This is a genomic window from Paenibacillus oryziterrae (genome assembly GCF_042610485.1).
GTDB lineage: Bacteria > Bacillota > Bacilli > Paenibacillales > Paenibacillaceae > Paenibacillus_AQ.
Window position 1 is genome coordinate 16,876 of record NZ_JBGJZO010000008.1, and the last position, 16,991, is coordinate 33,866.

Below are 16,991 nucleotides of genomic sequence, written 5' to 3' on the forward strand. Positions count from 1 at the left end.
AATTTTGGGATGAATGATTTTCATAACTCTACTTATTTGGGCGTTTTTCTTGATGAAATGGATGAGCAGTTACAATGTTTGGATGAATCTTTGTTAGTGCTGGAGAATGACGGAAGCAAGAATGATACGATCCAGACGATTTTTCGTGCAGCGCATACCCTCAAAGGTTCTTCGGCAGTAATGGGCTTTGAGAAGCTGAACAAACTCACACATCAGATGGAGAGCGTGTTTGATTTAATCCGTAACGGGCAGCTTGAAGTGACTTCGGATCTGTTAAATATTTTATTCGATTGTATTGATTATATTAAGCAGCTTCGTCAATCCTTCTTGGCTGGAAATATGGCTGAGGGGGAGACTTCTACCCTGTTGATACGGCTGGATGAAATCCGGAGTCAGGCAGTAGGTACTACTGCTGAGATCAATGCTGGCATAGAAAAAAAGGAAACGTCTGCCCTGCACGTAATTTTTGATGAGGCTCAGAAGGAACAAATTCAGCAAGCTTTATGTGGTGGCTCTGAAGTGATGGCGATATATATTCATCTGTCACAGGAAGAGTCCATGAAGTTCGTACGTGCAAAGCTGATTGAGATCAATTTGATGGAACAAGGGGAAGTTGTTGTCTGTTATCCTGAGCTGAAATTGCTGGAGACCGATACAGAATTCTCAGGCACCCTGGTATATATTCTGATTACGAAAGAGAACAGAGATGCGATTATTAGCAGTTTGAATCAAATCTCCCAAATCCATTCGGTGCACATTGAGTCGATTACGAAGCAGAACTTGCATACCTTTGTGGCAGGGAAAGAAGTTCAAGTGGTAGAAGCTTCGACAAAAGATCAAACCATAGTTAAAGAGATTAGCATATCCGAGAGTAAGGTACAGGTTACCCAGACGGTTCGGGTTGACGTGGAGCGTCTGGAGAGCCTGCTCAATTTAGTAGGCGAACTGATTATTGACCGGACAAGACTTAGCAGCACTTGCACCAAATTAAACGAACAGTTCAGGAATAATCCGGAGGTCATGCTCCTTAACGATATTGCCAATCATTTGGGTGCAGTTGTTACGGATCTGCAGGAAGGTATGATGAAGACGAGAATGTTGCCGATTGAGCATTTGTTCGGCAGGTTCCCGCGGATGGTCCGTGACCTGGCGCATAAGTCGAACAAAGAGATTGAACTTATCGTGGAAGGAAGAGAGACCGAACTAGACCGTACACTGATAGAGGAGATTAGCGATCCGCTAATTCATATTCTGCGTAACTCAGCGGATCATGGTATAGAGCTGCCTGAAGAGCGTATTCAAATGGGTAAGCCGCGCAAAGGTACCATTGTCTTAAGAGCCAGCCATCAAGGGAACATGATAGTCATTACGGTTGCTGATGACGGAAGAGGTATCGATGTGGACAAGGTGAAGGCCATGGCGATCCGGAAAGGCTTTGTAACAGAAGAAGAAGCGGCAGCGATGACGGAGAAGGAACTTATCTTCCTCATATTCCGTTCAGGAGTTTCAACGGCGAACCAGGTAACAGACTTATCTGGACGGGGTGTTGGAATGGATATTGTGAAGTCGCACATTGAGAAGCTGAATGGTGTTATGGATATTGAAACCACCAAGAATGAAGGAACGGTTTTTACAATCAAGGTACCTTTGACATTGGCCATTATTCGTTCCTTGCTGGTTAAATTTGGTACAAGCACTTATGCTATCCCACTTGTAAATGTGATTGAGATCTTTAGAATCAAGAATAATGATATCCGGTTGGTACAGGGAAGAGAAGTATGCATGTTCCGTGGCCAAGTACTGCCGCTTGTCCGTCTTCACAAGAAGCTGGGGATTCAGGAGGGCGAGGGACATGGAAATGAACATTTGTTTGTTGTCATCGTCGGACTGGCTGATAAACGAATCTGTCTGGTCGTCAATCAGACCATCGGAAACCAGGAAATTGTGATCAAATCTCTAGGGAATTATATTGGAAGTGTTCCATACATTGCCGGTTCAACGATCCTTGGGGATGGCCACGTTGCACATATACTGGATATCGGATCCGTTGTCCGCGAAGCAGGCACTTACGATAAAAAAGTGCTGGATTACACTGAGGTTTCACAGCTCGACTCCAGAAATGAGAAGTATGTTACCTTTGGGTTGGCAGGTATTGATTTTGGAATACCAATTAGCAAAATGAAGGAAATCGTTCCTGTACCAGAGATTCATCCGCTGGTTTCAGCGCCAGTACATGTGCTGGGTATGATTAATCTGCGTGAAATATTATTGCCTGTTTATGATTTGAGGTTTAGATTAGGTATAGATGTCATAGACCGCAGCTCTGATTCACGAATTATGATCTGCGAAGTATCCGGACACGAAGTGGGCCTCATCGTTGATAAGGTTTCTAAAGTCAGCCGGCTGTCCCAAGCTGATCTGGAAGAGGCTCCTGATCATGTGCTGCGGAACTCAGATTACTTAGAGGCTATTTATAAGAAGGATAACGAATTTATTCATCTGCTCAATCTAGAGAAACTGTTGAATTTAGAACAAACTAAGAAGAAAGAGGCGGGCTAATCCAATGACGAATTCGGTGCAGGACAATGTCTTTTTATTAAGCTGGGACAAAGATGTGACTTTAAAGAATGTGGATGAATTCCGCGCGACAGTTCGTACGTTGCTCGAAAGTGACAAAAGAAAGCTTCTTCTCAAGCTATCGGGTGTTTCCTATTTGAACAGTGCTGCACTTGGGGTGATCGCTGATGCGGTTCTGGCTTCAGGGAGGATGGACAAGGAACTGGTTCTTGCCGATATTCAGCCGACAGTTGATGAAATCTTCCAAATCGTTCATTTCAGTACCTTTATGAAAATATTCATGGATATCGAAGATGCTTATGCTTATTTCCAAGGTGAAAATGGATGAGTATAAACCCGACTCCTAGAGAGACTTTAATTGTACACGGCAGTGACGATATCGTGCTTGCTATGGAGACTACGCGCAAAATTGCGGAAACAGCAGGATTCTCAGAAAGAACTTCCGTTCTTCTCCAGCTGGTTACAGAGGAAGCGTGTATGAATGCCTTTGAGCACGGTTGTCCCATAGGAAATTGCGAGTTTATTGTAAGCTGGGTGGTTGAGTCAGAGGTTATAGAAATAACGGTTCGACAGAATGGAGAGGCTTACGAGTTGCAGCATGATCTCCCAAATCCCATCAAAGGAACATCACGTGGAAGAGGGCTTGTACTTATTCAGGGAATTATGGATGAGGTCAAGCTGATCCCGACAGGGGCTTATGTAACACTTTCAATGCGTAAAAGCAGAGGAGCTTGAAATGAATACGATTCCTGTCTCTTTTAAGAAGTGGGCTATCCGAAAAAAGTTTGCTCTTATAATTATGATTCTACTTGTACTGAATCTGTACAATTTAATATTCGTAGATAAAGCCTTTAAGTATGAGTTTGTAGTGGATATTATCACGCAAGGTTTCATATTAACTCCGCTGATTGTAATGTTCAAACGGCAAGATAGCAATATATCAATGCTGATAGATAGTGAACAGCGGTACAAATCACTATTCAGGTACAATAATGCGGGGATCTATGTCGTGAATCTCGATGGGACGTTCAATACCGCAAGTCCGAACCTGATCGAAAGTTTGGGTTACAAAGAAGATGCCCTTATCGGACAATCATTTATGTCCCTGATCGCTCCGGCAGACAGATCTGCTATTATGCAGGCATTTTCCGATATCATCTATGGCAAGGTAACTTCTTCATCCAGTAAAGCAAGAATATTGCATAAAGACGGCAAACTGCTCACCTTTGATCTGTCCAGTGTGGCGCTGATGGTTGAAGGACAGATCGAGGGTGTTATCGGATTTGCCAAAGATATAACTGAGCTTGAAAAAGTTCAGAATAAACTGAACGAAATGCAGACACAGATGAGACATATATTTGAAACGATTGATATTGTGTTGTGGTCCATGGATGTGAGGAGGAATAAAGTCGTCACTCTTTCACCCGCGAGCAAGAAGCTGTCCGGGTATACGCCGGAGGAATATTTCAAGAATCAGGATTTATGGCACAAGTGGATCTATTATGAGGACAGAGAAGCAACTGTGAAAAGGCTGGAAGACGTCTCCCAAGGTGTTAAGTACTTTAATAATCTGGAATACCGCATTGTCAATATGAGTGGTGAAATACGCTGGGTGGAGAGCCGCCTATTTCCTTCCGTCAATGATTTGGGGGAAGTTACTGTTGTAAATGGAATCATTTTTGATATCACACAGAAGAAGCTGGTTGAGCAGAGCAAGCAAGCTGATCTAGAATTGGCGAAATTAGTACAAAAAAGTGTGCTTAGTCTGCCTGTTCAAACTCCATTCTTCTCCATAGATGCACGTTACATCCCTTCAGAACAACTGGGGGGAGACATGTATGCCTGGTATCCGATCGATGAGCACCGATATGGGGTTTTGATCATGGATGTTATGGGACACGGGATCTCCTCATCCCTGATTTGCATGTCGATTCGTTCATTATTAAAAGGAATTATCCAAGCGTGTCCTGATCCCGTTGAAGTCATTCAGGAGCTGAATGGTCATATGCATAAGCTGTTTAGCGGGACAAAATCGACTGCCAATTTCTTTTTCACGGCGATATCTGTGATTGTGGATAAGAAGAATAACACCATCGACTATATTAACGCAGGGCATCCGAGTGGTTTGTATATGAATGATTTAGGGGAGATCCTGACGTTGGAATCAACCTGTATTCCGATAGGTCTGATTCCAAACATGAACATCCAGAAGCAAACTATACGGATAGATGGCCCCGCAAGATTGTTGCTGTATACAGATGGACTGATTGAGACTCCGGGGATCTTATTACAGGAACAGCTTGGTCTAGTGCGGAATTTGATGCTGCAGTCCCGTACGGATTCCAAAGAGGAGTTTATGGACAAGCTCCTTATGTTCAGCGGCGAGAATAAAAATGCCCATCAGGATGATATTTGTCTGCTCTGCATGGATATTAACCGTAAAGCTGAAGAAGTTAATCCTCCCAAGGCGCAGGAGTACCTCATATAAGCGCTATTCGTTTATATTCGTTAGGAGTAACACCGACGACACGCTTAAAGAGTTTATTAAAATAAGCGGGATCGGAATACCCAACCTCGAAACCGATTTCGTGAATTTTTAAGTCTGGAGAGTTCTTAAGCAGCAGCTTGGCTTTCCGGATCCGGATTTCAATGATGTAATCAGTAAGGGTGAGACCGGTCTCTTGCTTAAACAGCTTGCTCAAGTAGCTTGGTGTCAGAAATACCATACCTGCAAGTGTGTTCAATTCTGCATGCTGATTGTAATTCGCTGATATCCAGCGTTTTATGGTCTCAACAGCAGTACCGGACATCTCCAGGCGGTGTGAACGGAATTGATTCAAGGCCGCATAGAGCCTGGATGCGAAATGTTCCTGGGTAGCATCAAAGTTCATAGAGGTACGGATCTCCTCCTCCAGCCGTGAGCCGGTATGGAATCTGTATACTTCATCGAACTCCTGAATTTCCTTGCCTGCGGTTTCTATAATCAGACGACAGATCTGGTGTATCACTTCCGTATCGGCTTGCTGTGACTTAAGAGTCCAGAAGAGGTTGTGTATCCGCTCCATAATGGCCTGTACGTTCAGGATTTGTAAATCATGAATCAGAGCTTCCCGGTGTTGAATGAACAGCTCCACCGGACCGGTCTCCGGCAGCTTAATATCTTCAATATGGGCATAATGCATCTGGCCCGGACTATAAATGCCGGCGTCGCAGGCTAACCTGGCTTCCAGAAAAGCCTTACTGATTCTGGCGGCATCCTGATAAGAACGGCTTGAGCCTGCGTGTACAACATAGCCTTGGGGGATGGAACGAAGGGCATCTGCATTTTCAAGCAGCATCCCCCGGGTGTGAGGTACCTCTGAATAACAGATACAAAGATGAAGCCCCGGAAACAACTCCAAATGGTCGAACACGGAATCCTTTTCTTGCCGCAGACTGTCTGTAGCCGCACAGACCGCTTCGTAGCTGCTCCCTTTAAGGGCAAACATCGAATAATAAGGCTGGGGCAAAGTAAGGGAGGTAAGCAGAGCAGGTGAGGGCTCATCGATATGAAGCAGCGACAGCAGCAGTCCGGATCTCTGGCGTTCTTCCTTCTCGCATTGCATTCTGCGTTCATTCTCCAAACGATGCAGCAATTCGAACAACTGCTCTTTGTTGATCGGCTTGAGCAGATAGTCCACCGCTGAGCTGCGGATCGCTTCCCTGGCATAATCAAACTCAACAAATCCGCTCATCAGGATCGAACGAATCTGCGGATGGCTGACTTTAAGCTGCTTGATTAGTTCAAGCCCATCAATCTGCGGCATACGGATGTCCGTAATAACGACTTCGAACTGGAGGGCAGACAGCTCTTCAAGCACCTGCTTCCCGTCGGGATAGGTGCCTACGATCTGAAAATTGCTGCTTTCTTTACTAATCATGCGGGCCAGGCCCTCGCGAATCAGAACTTCATCATCTACAATCACTATTCGCAGCAAATGAGATCTCCCCTTTCTTTGCAAGCTTAGGTTATTCACAGTTCCTCTCAGAAAAGAGTTCAATTCGTAAGGTGACACGGGTTCCCTGTCCCGGTTCACTCTGAACGCGAAGTCCGAAGGCATTCCCGTAATGCAGGCGAATCCGTTCATTCACATTTCTCAGGCCGATCCCGAACTTTTCTCCGGCAGATCCATCCGTTAGGCTGCTATTCAATGCCTTTAATGTATGCTCATTCATTCCAACCCCATCATCCTCAATGCAAAACACGGCATTATCGTCTTCTCCCCAAGCGGTGATAGACAACGTTCCAAGCCCTTCTTTCTGATCCAGTCCATGGAACACCGCATTCTCCACAATCGGTTGGAACACCAGCTTAATGATAGGAAGGTCCAGAAAGGCTTCAGGAACATCAATGTTCAGGTTGAATTTATCAGGAAAGCGGATTTGAAGCAGGTGAAAATAATTCCTTACATGATCCAGCTCATGACGGATCGTAACAGCTTCCTCGCTACGGACGATGCTGTAGCGCATTTGTTGTCCCAGTAAATACGTCAGCTTAGCAACCCGCGGATCATCGTTGCTCTCCGCCAGCATGCGGATGGACTCCAGCGTGTTGTATATAAAATGTGGATTAATCTGATTCTGCAGTGCCCGCATATCCGCCTTTTGCTTACGTTTCTCGGTGACCGATACTTCGTTCAGCAGATCTTTGACACGGATAATCATCCGGTTGAAATGACTGCCAAGCATTCCAATCTCATCATTATATTTCGGATGGACCCAGACGTCCAAATTACCATGCTGTACCTGCTTCATTAGCCGGACAAGGGACTTCAGCGGTTTGGTTAAGGCATGGGAGATGACGGTGGCCACAATCAGGGCGAACAAGATAATCAGCAGTGTGGTCAGAACCACAGTGTTACGGTTCTTCTGTACAGGCGACAGAATTCGTGACAGCGGAATGGTAACCATTGTTGTCCAGCCGGTCTCTTTGGAGACAGTATAAACGCTCAAGTATTTCTGGCCGTCCAAATCCATCTGGAAATGACCTTCCGGCTTAGTAGCCTTTTTCAGCAAAAGTTGCGTATTCCGGGCTTGCTTCTCGGCCAATTGTCCCTGTGTGTCATTCCCGGCATACATGAGGACGCCTGTACTATCTGTTATTATCGTGTTCCCTTGGGTAACGGCATTCACCGGATCGATAATGGCCTTGAATAGCTTAATGTCGATATCAAAGTTAATAATTCCTATCGTCCGGAGTGTACTAACAGAAGAAACAGTACGCATGATGCTAAAAACTTCTTTATGCTCATTTGAATTAACCCGGATGGTATGTCTGCCTTCAATGACAGGAGCTACACCCGCCGCTTCACTGAGAGCTTTCCATTTCGCCTGCCGTTCCGCAGGGAATAATTGATTAATCGGCGGATTCTTATCATAAAAGACAGTGCCGTATTTATCTACAAGATAAACGGCAACGACTTCGTCTTTGGTATGGCTCAGATAACTCAGGAACATCGCCATTCCCGTATTCTTTTCCCAGTCGGTACCCTCCTGCTCCAGATAGAACTGCACATCCGTATTGTACAGGGGCAGTGCTGTGTATCGCTTCAAATCAGCCACATAACGGTCGATGGTATCCGAAGCGTTCGTTGTCATTTGGCCGGCGCGTTCAGTCGTATTGACCAGCGCGGAGTTGAACATGGAGGAGGAGGAGAGGTAGGTGACGTAAGTGATCGGCATTGAGATCAGAAATACGAAGATGACGATCAGCTTACGCTCCATCGGCAGATTGGCAAGGAACAACCACATGCTGCGAAATACCTTCCGGGTGAATGACATCATAGCTGTAATTCCTTTCTGGCCTCTTCCTTATTTAACTGCGCCGCTGGTTACTCCTTCAAAAATGTAGCGTTGAAGGAAGAGGTACAGGATGACTGTAGGCAGCAGAATAAGCAAAATAGCTGCACAGATCAGATTCCATTCTCCCGAATTGACGCCTTGGAAGCGCATTAAAATGGTTGTAACGACACCGAGGCTTTGTTTGGGCATATATAGGTAAGGGATGTACATGTCATTATAAATACTGATCGTCTTCAAGATTACCAAGGTTGCTGTAGCAGGTGTAAGGAGCGGGAAAATGATCGAACGGTATATTTTAAACAGGGATGCACCTTCAACCATTGCACTTTCGTCCAAATCGTAAGGGATATTACGAATAAACTGCAAATACAGAATAATCTGGATGACGTCCGCTCCAATGTACAGAACGATAGGGGCACCCAGCGTGTTGTAGAGTCCCAGACTTTTAATAACTCCGAAGGTTGCTACTTGTGTAGTGATGCTAGGAATGATCGTTGCCACCAGGTATGCGCCGAATACTAACGGTTTCAGCTTAAAGGTGAACCGTCCCAGCACGTATGCAACCATTGTGCCAAACAGTATGTTCAGGGTCAATGTAATAATAATGATGACCAGGACGTTGCCGAAGCCGCTGAGCAGACCTCCGCGTTGAAATACGGCAATAAAGTTATCGAATTTTAGGAAGCTTTTCGGAAGAGCCATGGAGCTGCTGGCATTAAATTCATCCGTAGACTTGAAGGCGTTAACAATAACTACGTAAGGAGGGAAGAGCACCACGAACACGCCGATAAGCAGCGAAACGTATTTCAGGAAATCGATCAAGCGGAATTTGGAATGTGTCATACTACCTATCTCCTCCCCGGTTAAGAACAAATTGCTGAATCAGCAGGACGATGACTACAAAGAAGAGCAGAATAATGCTCATTGCTGAAGCGAGTCCATAATTATTAAAGGCAAATGCGGTATCGACCACACGCTGTACATAAGTCTGGCTGGCGCCCGCGGGTCCACCTTTGGTTAGGACGAATGGCAGATCGAATACTTCGAGCGCACCGGTAACGGTCAGGAAGAGGTTGAGTTGAATCACAGCTTTCATATTTGGCAGTGTAATTCTCCACAGCGTTTGTAAGGAGTTGGCACCATCAATTTTGGCTGCTTCATAGATATCACGGGGGATAGCCTGCAAAGAAGCGATGTAGATGACCATGTTGTAACCCATAAAACGCCAGAAGCCGGTGGAAGCAAGGGAATAGTTGACCAGTCCTTCGGTTCCAAGCCAGCTGGTCTGTCCAAGGCCGGTGAGTCCAATACTGTTCAGGAATAAGTTTAGCGATCCGTTGGTGGTGTCAAATACATAACCGAACATGAAGGCAACAGCGACCCCATTCATAATGTATGGGAGAAAAAGCATGATCCGGAAAGCGTTTCTGCCCCGCAGCTTACTGTTCAACACGACTGCAAAGTAGATCGCGAAAATATTCTGGATGATCCCCATGACGAAGTAAGCGAAATTGTGCTTGAATACACTGAAAATGTCGGGGTTATTAAAGACCTCACGATAATTGTCCAGTCCAACCCAAGGCTTCTCGGGGCTGTAGCCATCCCAGTTGGTGAAGCTGTAATAGATCAGTTTCAGCGCGGGATAATAGGTGAACATTCCTAACAGAATCAGGGGAATCAGCAGGAATGACACGATAATCAATGTTTTCTGTTTTTTGTAGGATAAGGTTCCCAACATGCCAGTGCCCTTCTTTCTAAAAAGCATTGATATTGACGACAAAATGGATTATCCATTAAGGCGATAATCCATTGTGCGCCACCGAATAATTAGAAGCAGTGTCTAAGCTTCAATACCTAATTGTTTCTTAATAGCCCAGATCCTTCTTGGCTTTGGCCCATGCTTTGTTCCATTTGTCGAATACACTTTGCGGATCTTTAGCCAGAACGAATTCCTGGGCAACAGCCGGAAGGTCAAGCTGAGCTTTATTGGTAATTTCGGTTACTTTGGCATCATCCACTGTGCCTTCTTGCAATACAACACCGGTGGATTGGAATTCTTTCAGCTGCGCCAGTGAAGATTCCTTGCCTTTCAGCGGAGAGATGAAGCCGGCGAAATCCTCGTAACCGGAATCCACGATCATCCATTTCACAAAAGCTTTGGCAGCCTCCACATTTTTGCTGTCTTTGGCAACCGCGTAGAAGAAGTCAGGGCTCAGCGGAGCAGCTGGTGTACCCGAGTTATCATAAGGAAGCGGGAAGAAACCTACATTGTCAGCCGTTGTGCCTGCACCGATGACTTGATTGATCACCCAGTTACCCAGGAAGTACATGGCGAACTTGCCGGAGGCAATATCTTTTTTCGATTGTTCCCAGTTGGTCGAGTTGATGTCTTTCTCCAGATATCCTTTTTCATTCAGCTCTCTTAGCAGGCTGAGAGACTTGCCGTAGCCATTATCCATAGTAAACGGAGTATCTGTAGTCAATTTCTCATTCGGGAAGTCAGGCTTGCCTTCAATAACACGGGGCACGGCATATACCCAGTCGTTAAGCGGCCATTTATCTTTGAAGTTGGAAGCCAGCGGAACCACACCTTTGGCTTTCAGCTTCTCGCAGGCAGCGAGGAACTCATCCCATGTTTTAGGGATTTCGGTAATTCCTGCGTCAGCAAATGCCTTCTTGTTGTAGACAATACCGGAAGTAGAGTTACCGGTTGTAATACCGTAAAGCTTGCCGTCAAAGGATTTGAAGTCTTTGAACGTAATTTGATCGTTCAGCCCCAGGTCATCCAGTGAAGCGAAATATTTAGGCAGATCAGAGTTTGGAATGGTAGGAATGAACATGACATCGGGAAGCTCACCGCTGGCCATTCTAACCTTTGCTTGCTGATTATAGTCGGTCTGGGAGGCTTCGAACTCGACCTGTATGTTCGGATACTTCTCGTTAAAGCGTTTCAAGTATTCGTCATACTCTTTGCCGATCATGTCGGTTCTGTTCGTAAGGAAGGTGATTTTACCGCTGATGTCTGCTCCTTCGGCAGCGGGCTCAGCAGTTGCATTTCCGGCGGCATCGTTTCCGCTATTTACAGCGGCGCTTTCTGTGGGTTCGGCGGTATTTCCTGCATTGTTATTATTGTTAGAACCGCAGCCTGCCAAGGATAACGAGAGAATTATGACGATAACAAAATCTAACGAAAATAATTTGTTTTTCACTGCATTCGCCCCTTTGTAATTGTTGTTAGCGTTTACATGCTTATTATATCGTCGATTGGTAGCGCTTTAAATGTTCTGGATTATTATTTATTGTCTTTATTTATTTAGTTCGTAATAATATAATAATGATGTTACTAACGAAAATAACAAAATACAAGAAATATTAAATGCGTTCAATGCAATGTCCGGGCGCACATGTTATTTTGTTGGAAGGTACGTCCATTACAGTTTAAGCAGGAGGTATTATGGAACAGCTGTATCTGAAAGATACCGATTGGGAATTCAAGGCATGCCAGGATAAGGAGTGGCTCCCGGCGAAGGTGCCGGGCACCGTTCATACCGATCTGCTGCGGAATGGGATCATTCCGGCGCCCTTTTATGGAAGGAACGAGCATGAACTCCAGTGGATCGACAAGAAGGACTGGGAATACAGGTCAATATTTCATTTGGATGAAGAATGGCTGAGACTGGCTTGCACTGAACTGGTCTTTGAAGGACTGGATACTTATGCAGACGTCTACATCAATGATAAACACGCCCTTTCGGCGGATAACATGTTCCGGGAATGGAAGATCGACACCCGCGGACTGCTAAAAGCTGGAGACAATACCCTGAGAGTGGTATTTCGTTCTGTGGTGGCTGAAGACCTTCCCAAGCTTGCGCAGCTGGGGTACTCTCTCCCGGCACCTAATGATCAAAGTGAGCTTGGAGAAATGGGGGAGAAGCGGATCAGTGTGTTCGCCCGCAAAGCTCCTTATCATTACGGCTGGGACTGGGGTCCGAGATTTCTGACCAGTGGAATCTGGCGGGAAGCCGTTCTTACGGGCCGGAATACAGCGTCCATCACCGATCTATTTATACGCCAGAACACGGTGAGTCCAGAGGAAGCCCGGTTGACGGCAGTCGTGGAGATCGATGCGCCTGAAGCATGGAAAGGTCAGCTTAAGGTTACTGCGGACGGACAAGAGTGGACACAGGCGGTTTCGCTTGAGAAAGGCCATCAGGTGATCGAGCTTGATCTGGTGGTGAACCATCCCCGCCTATGGTGGTGCCGGGGTCTGGGCGAAGCCCATTTATACCGCTTCCATGCGGAGCTGGTACAGGGTGAGGCGGTCGAAACTTCCGCTGACGTTGTCACCGGACTGCGGTCCATCCGGCTGATCCGGGAGAAGGATAAGCGCGGCGCTTCATTTTATTTTGAGCTGAATGGAGTTCCGGTCTTCGCCAAAGGCGCTAATCATATTCCGGGAGACAGCTTTATTACGGAAATGACTGAGGATCGTTACCGGGCAGAAATTGCGGCTGCTGCTGAATCGAATATGAATATGCTGCGGGTATGGGGCGGCGGATTCTATGAGGAAGAGGTATTTTACCGGCTGTGCGATGAATTTGGTCTGCTGGTTTGGCAGGATTTCATGTTCGCCTGCAGCATGTACCCGGGAGATGAGCCTTTCCTGACGAATGTGGCAAAAGAAGCAGAGTATAACGTGAAAAGATTACGCAATCACCCGTGCATCGCTGTATGGTGCGGCAATAACGAGATCGATTCCGCCTGGTCGCATTATGAGGAGGAGATGGGCTGGGGCTGGAAGCAGGATTACTCGCCGGAAATCCGGGAGGTTCTGTGGGGGCATTATGAAGAGATTTTCCATCGTATTCTGCCGGAAGCTGTAGCTGCGCATCATCCGGGTGCGGATTATTGGCCGTCCTCACCGCTGCGGGATTTGACCGGGGATGAAGATCAGCATGCGACCCGGATTATGGGCGAAGGAGACATCCATTACTGGGGCGTCTGGCACGGAATCGAGCCTTTTGAGAACTACAATCTCAAAGTCGGGCGTTTCATGAGTGAATATGGCTTTCAGTCATTCCCTGAGCTGAAGTCCGTTATGAGTTATGCAGAGGAAGAGGATATGGAGCTGACCTCAGATGTGATGCTGGCCCATCAGAAGAATGGCCGCGGCAACCTGCTTATTAAGGAATACATGGATATGTATCTGCCGCAGCCGAAGGATTTCAAATCATTCCTGTATATGAGCCAGATTCTGCAGGCTGAAGCCATCCGGATGGCAATTGAGGCTCACCGGAGAAATAAACCATATTGCATGGGCACGCTGTATTGGCAGATGAACGACTGCTGGCCTGTGGCATCCTGGGCGGGCATTGATTATTACGGGCGCTGGAAAGCGCTGCAATATACCGTTCGCAGAAGCTTTCAGGATATTCTGCTGTCTGTGGATTCGACGGATAAGGACAACGTAGATGTTTATGCAGTATCCGATCTCCGTAGGAGTATGAGTGCCGAACTCGCGGTCGCGCTCTATGATTACAGCGGTTCGGTGCTGGGAGAATGGATAACGCCGGTAAATGTGGAGGCGGATTCAGCAGCTGTTATTTTCTCAGCTTCGGTGCAGGAGCTGCTGAAGGGTTATGAGCCAAATTCCGTGGTGCTGTCCCTTGAGTTAAGGGCAGAAGGCAAGGTGCTGGATCATAAGCTGCATTATTTTGTCCCGGCGAAGGAGATTACGCTGAAACGTCCCTTTATTACGGTGTCAGAAGTAAAGGATAGCGGAGGTGTGAGCGTTACACTCGCGAGCGATGTTCTTGCTAGAGGAGTATATCTTGCTTCGGACAGTGAAGGGATATTCTCGGATAATTTCTTCGATCTGCTTCCGGGGCAGTCCCGGACGGTTGAATTTCTGGCCCGGGGAACCGGGGAATCGGAGTGGACTCCGGCTGTTCCCGTAGGGCTCCAGGTTCGGTCGATGGCAGATTATATGAATGAAAGCTTGTTGTTATCTCTGGGAGAGAAGGCATAAGGTGCAGATAGAAATACAGTAGATAGACGAAGGGAATAGAAGTGTAGATAGAAATATAGACATCGGGAATCATAGGTAAGGTATAAGGGTAACAAGTAGGCGTTCTAATACGGGGGCAAGCTAAGGAGTACTTAGCTTGCCTTTTTATGTTTGTGAGGTACCATCCGAAATGAAGCGCATAAATACACTTTAAATAGCTGAAACGTGCCAAGCAGCAGAAATCTGAGAGCGGACTGAACCCTTTCACTGCATTGACTTGCTTATTTATCGCCCCTATAGTGTTAATAAGCAAAAGAAGACGAGGAGAGAGACATCATGGCTATGGAGATTGAACGCAAATTCCTGCTGCCGGATTATCCGGAGCAACTGATTAAAGAAGGCCAGCTTAAAGTGCTTACCCGGCACAGCATCGATCAGACGTATCTGGCGATTGAGGACGGCCAGGAGCTGAGAGTACGCAAAATTACTGATCTGGATTCGGGTGAGGTTACGTTTACACATACCTTCAAGGATGGCAAGGGCATCAGCCGCCAGGAGATTGAATATGCCATCTCGGAAGGTTTATATACCCAAATGATCAAGGCAGTTAACGCGGTGCCGCTGGTTAAGGAGCGGATCACAGCTGTGTGGAACGGGACTACAGTGGAGATTGATATCTACACCCAGTTGGAGCTAACGGTGATTGAGGTTGAGTTCGATTCCTTGGAGGAAGCAGAAAGCTTCACGGCTCCAGAATGGTTCGGCAAGGATGTCAGCGTAGATAAACAGTACAGCAACAAAACCGTCTGGAAGCAGCTGCAGCGGAAATAAAGGACGCGATATGAAGTGCCATAGGCTCCACGGTTGGAACCAGCGTACTCATTATGAGTGGTGACACGTCATCCTGTGAGAAATTTATACCCTTCCGTTGCTGACAGCGCATATGTATATTTTTCGGAAAAGTTGACACAGAAGTAACGGACTTTAACGCTTAAACGTGTTACTATGTAGAGTGAGCTTAGCATCGGAATCAGCTTATACAGGTTAAATAAAGAGGGGTTCAGGAGGATGAGTCAGGTATGGAGTATATAAGTACAAGAGGCAATGTGGAAGCTAGGGGATTTATTGATACGGTTCTTATGGGGCTTGCGGATGACGGCGGGCTGATGGTACCGAATAAGATCCCTGTAATTTCGCCTGAAACTCTGAAGGAATGGAGAAGCCTCAGTTATCAGGAGCTGTTTCTGAAGATTTTCTCCTACTATACGAATGATGAAATTCCTTACGAGGATTTGAAAGAAATGGTGTACACCAGCTATGCCAATTTCCGCGCTATGGAAGTGACTCCGGTGCGGCAAATCAACGATTCTTTATATATCCTTGAGCTGTTTCACGGGCCAACGTTTGCTTTCAAGGATGTGGCGCTGCAGTTTATGGGCGAGTTGTACTCCTACATCTCCAAAGTCCGGGGCGAAATCATCCATATTCTCGGAGCAACCTCGGGGGATACCGGAGCAGCAGCCATTCAAGGCGTCCGCGGTAAGGAAGGCATTAAGATCTGCATCCTGCATCCGCATGGCAAGGTAAGCAAAGTGCAGGAACTCCAAATGACGACGGTGGATGACAGTAATGTGCTCAACCTGTCCGTCAAGGGTAACTTCGACGATTGTCAAAAGGTAATCAAGGAACTCTTCGCCGATCTGGATTTCAAAAGCAAATATCACCTTCGGGCGATCAATTCGATTAACTTTGTGCGCATTCTGGCGCAGACCGTTTATTATTTCTACGCTTATCTGCACATTGAAGGCAGCGAAGAGAAGACCGTTAACATCAGTGTCCCTTCCGGCAACTTCGGCAATATTTTCTCCGGATATCTGGCTAAGAAGATGGGTCTGCCCGTGGGTAAGCTGATTATTGCCACGAATGAAAATAACATTCTGGAGCGTTTCGTCACTACCGGAGAGTACAAGCCGGGTACCTTTAAAAGCACGTACAGCCCTTCCATGGACATTCAGGTGGCAAGCAATTTCGAACGATATCTCTATTACCTGCTGGGTGAAGACTCCGCGAAGCTGTCACAATATATGGCCGCGTTGCAGAGCGATGGCGTGATTACGATTGCAGGCGAGATGTTTGAGCAGGTACAGCGTGATTTCGCCGCTCTTGGCGTGAAGAATGAACAGTGCTTGAATATGATCAGCACATATCAGCAGGAGTACGGTTATCTGCTTGATCCGCATACGGCTTGCGGCATAGCGGCATACGAAGCTTTTAACGGCCCGGATGAGATCGGCATTACCTTTGCTACGGCGCATCCTGCCAAGTTCGATGAAGCGATTGCCCTGATTGACATCAAGCAGGAATTCCCGGAAGAGATCGCGGCCCTTTCCTCCATGCCTCAGCACCAGACGGTGGTGGAGCACAGCAAGGAAGAGATCGTCCAGCAGCTGCAGGCATTTTACGAATAAACCTTTGTTGGAAAAAGATATCAGACCTCGTTCTTGTTAGAAGAACGGGGTCTGTTTTTTCTATACGTGTGATTGGGGTGGTCGAAAGGGATTCATGG

12 protein-coding genes are annotated in these 16,991 nt (G+C 46.6%); 7 read left to right on the forward strand and 5 right to left on the reverse strand.

From position 1 onward, the window contains the following. Positions 1 to 9 precede the first annotated feature (9 nt). The 4 genes from ACAN55_RS10915 (at position 10) to ACAN55_RS10930 (ending at position 5,065) form a co-directional block, all read left to right on the forward strand. On the forward strand, positions 10 to 2,559 hold the full coding sequence (locus ACAN55_RS10915) for a chemotaxis protein CheW (RefSeq protein ID WP_379132015.1): 2,550 nt from the start codon (positions 10 to 12) through the stop codon (positions 2,557 to 2,559). A gap of 4 nt (positions 2,560 to 2,563) precedes the next feature. Next, positions 2,564 to 2,905 carry an STAS domain-containing protein gene (locus ACAN55_RS10920; protein ID WP_379132018.1) on the forward strand — a complete coding sequence of 114 codons (342 nt, stop codon included), beginning with the start codon at positions 2,564 to 2,566 and terminating at the stop codon, positions 2,903 to 2,905. Beyond that, positions 2,902 to 3,312, forward strand: a complete 411-nt coding sequence (locus ACAN55_RS10925; protein WP_379132023.1) for an ATP-binding protein — start codon at positions 2,902 to 2,904, stop codon at positions 3,310 to 3,312. The genes ACAN55_RS10920 and ACAN55_RS10925 overlap by 4 nt, the downstream gene beginning before the upstream one ends. A gap of 64 nt (positions 3,313 to 3,376) precedes the next feature. Then, positions 3,377 to 5,065, forward strand: a complete 1,689-nt coding sequence (locus tag ACAN55_RS10930; protein ID WP_379132025.1) for a SpoIIE family protein phosphatase — start codon at positions 3,377 to 3,379, stop codon at positions 5,063 to 5,065. On the opposite strand, the gene ACAN55_RS10935 is transcribed toward ACAN55_RS10930, so the two are convergent. The 5 genes from ACAN55_RS10935 to ACAN55_RS10955 form a co-directional block, all read right to left on the reverse strand. Further along, positions 5,058 to 6,554: a response regulator gene (locus ACAN55_RS10935; protein WP_379132028.1), complete on the reverse strand. Its 1,497-nt coding sequence runs from the start codon at positions 6,552 to 6,554 to the stop codon at positions 5,058 to 5,060. The genes ACAN55_RS10930 and ACAN55_RS10935 overlap by 8 nt on opposite strands. 31 nt (positions 6,555 to 6,585) lie before the next feature. After that, positions 6,586 to 8,400, reverse strand: coding sequence for a cache domain-containing sensor histidine kinase (locus ACAN55_RS10940; protein WP_379132030.1), 1,815 nt, complete (start codon positions 8,398 to 8,400; stop codon positions 6,586 to 6,588). A 27-nt stretch (positions 8,401 to 8,427) separates the two neighbouring features. Then, positions 8,428 to 9,261: a carbohydrate ABC transporter permease gene (locus ACAN55_RS10945; protein ID WP_379132032.1), complete on the reverse strand. Its 834-nt coding sequence runs from the start codon at positions 9,259 to 9,261 to the stop codon at positions 8,428 to 8,430. A gap of 1 nt (position 9,262) precedes the next feature. Continuing rightward, positions 9,263 to 10,156 (reverse strand): carbohydrate ABC transporter permease, encoded by an 894-nt coding sequence (locus ACAN55_RS10950; RefSeq protein ID WP_379132035.1) that lies wholly within the window; start codon positions 10,154 to 10,156, stop codon positions 9,263 to 9,265. Between the two features lie 127 nt (positions 10,157 to 10,283). Beyond that, positions 10,284 to 11,627, reverse strand: coding sequence for an ABC transporter substrate-binding protein (locus tag ACAN55_RS10955; protein ID WP_379132037.1), 1,344 nt, complete (start codon positions 11,625 to 11,627; stop codon positions 10,284 to 10,286). A gap of 245 nt (positions 11,628 to 11,872) precedes the next feature. Between ACAN55_RS10955 and ACAN55_RS10960 the strand changes: the two genes are divergently transcribed. The 3 genes from ACAN55_RS10960 (at position 11,873) to thrC (ending at position 16,893) form a co-directional block, all read left to right on the forward strand. Beyond that, positions 11,873 to 14,446, forward strand: a complete 2,574-nt coding sequence (locus ACAN55_RS10960) for a beta-mannosidase (protein ID WP_379132040.1) — start codon at positions 11,873 to 11,875, stop codon at positions 14,444 to 14,446. Positions 14,447 to 14,761: 315 nt separating this feature from the next. Then, complete coding sequence (locus ACAN55_RS10965) at positions 14,762 to 15,256, forward strand: CYTH domain-containing protein (protein WP_379132042.1); 495 nt, start codon at positions 14,762 to 14,764, stop codon at positions 15,254 to 15,256. 248 nt (positions 15,257 to 15,504) lie between these two features. Next, positions 15,505 to 16,893, forward strand: coding sequence for a threonine synthase (gene thrC, locus ACAN55_RS10970; RefSeq protein WP_379132045.1), 1,389 nt, complete (start codon positions 15,505 to 15,507; stop codon positions 16,891 to 16,893). The last annotated feature ends 98 nt before the right edge of the window (positions 16,894 to 16,991 follow it).

Excerpts from the sequence above, each read along its gene's own strand:
- ACAN55_RS10945 (WP_379132032.1), bottom strand. The coding sequence starts at position 9,261 with ATGACACATTCCAAATTCCGCTTGATCGATTTCCTGAAATACGTTTCG.
- ACAN55_RS10915 (WP_379132015.1), top strand. The coding sequence starts at position 10 with ATGAATGATTTTCATAACTCTACTTATTTGGGCGTTTTTCTTGATGAA.
- ACAN55_RS10965 (WP_379132042.1), top strand. The coding sequence starts at position 14,762 with ATGGCTATGGAGATTGAACGCAAATTCCTGCTGCCGGATTATCCGGAG.
- ACAN55_RS10930 (WP_379132025.1), top strand. The coding sequence starts at position 3,377 with ATGATTCTACTTGTACTGAATCTGTACAATTTAATATTCGTAGATAAA.
- ACAN55_RS10940 (WP_379132030.1), bottom strand. The coding sequence starts at position 8,400 with ATGATGTCATTCACCCGGAAGGTATTTCGCAGCATGTGGTTGTTCCTT.
- ACAN55_RS10960 (WP_379132040.1), top strand. The coding sequence starts at position 11,873 with ATGGAACAGCTGTATCTGAAAGATACCGATTGGGAATTCAAGGCATGC.
- ACAN55_RS10925 (WP_379132023.1), top strand. The coding sequence starts at position 2,902 with ATGAGTATAAACCCGACTCCTAGAGAGACTTTAATTGTACACGGCAGT.
- ACAN55_RS10950 (WP_379132035.1), bottom strand. The coding sequence starts at position 10,156 with ATGTTGGGAACCTTATCCTACAAAAAACAGAAAACATTGATTATCGTG.
- thrC (WP_379132045.1), top strand. The coding sequence starts at position 15,505 with ATGGAGTATATAAGTACAAGAGGCAATGTGGAAGCTAGGGGATTTATT.
- ACAN55_RS10920 (WP_379132018.1), top strand. The coding sequence starts at position 2,564 with ATGACGAATTCGGTGCAGGACAATGTCTTTTTATTAAGCTGGGACAAA.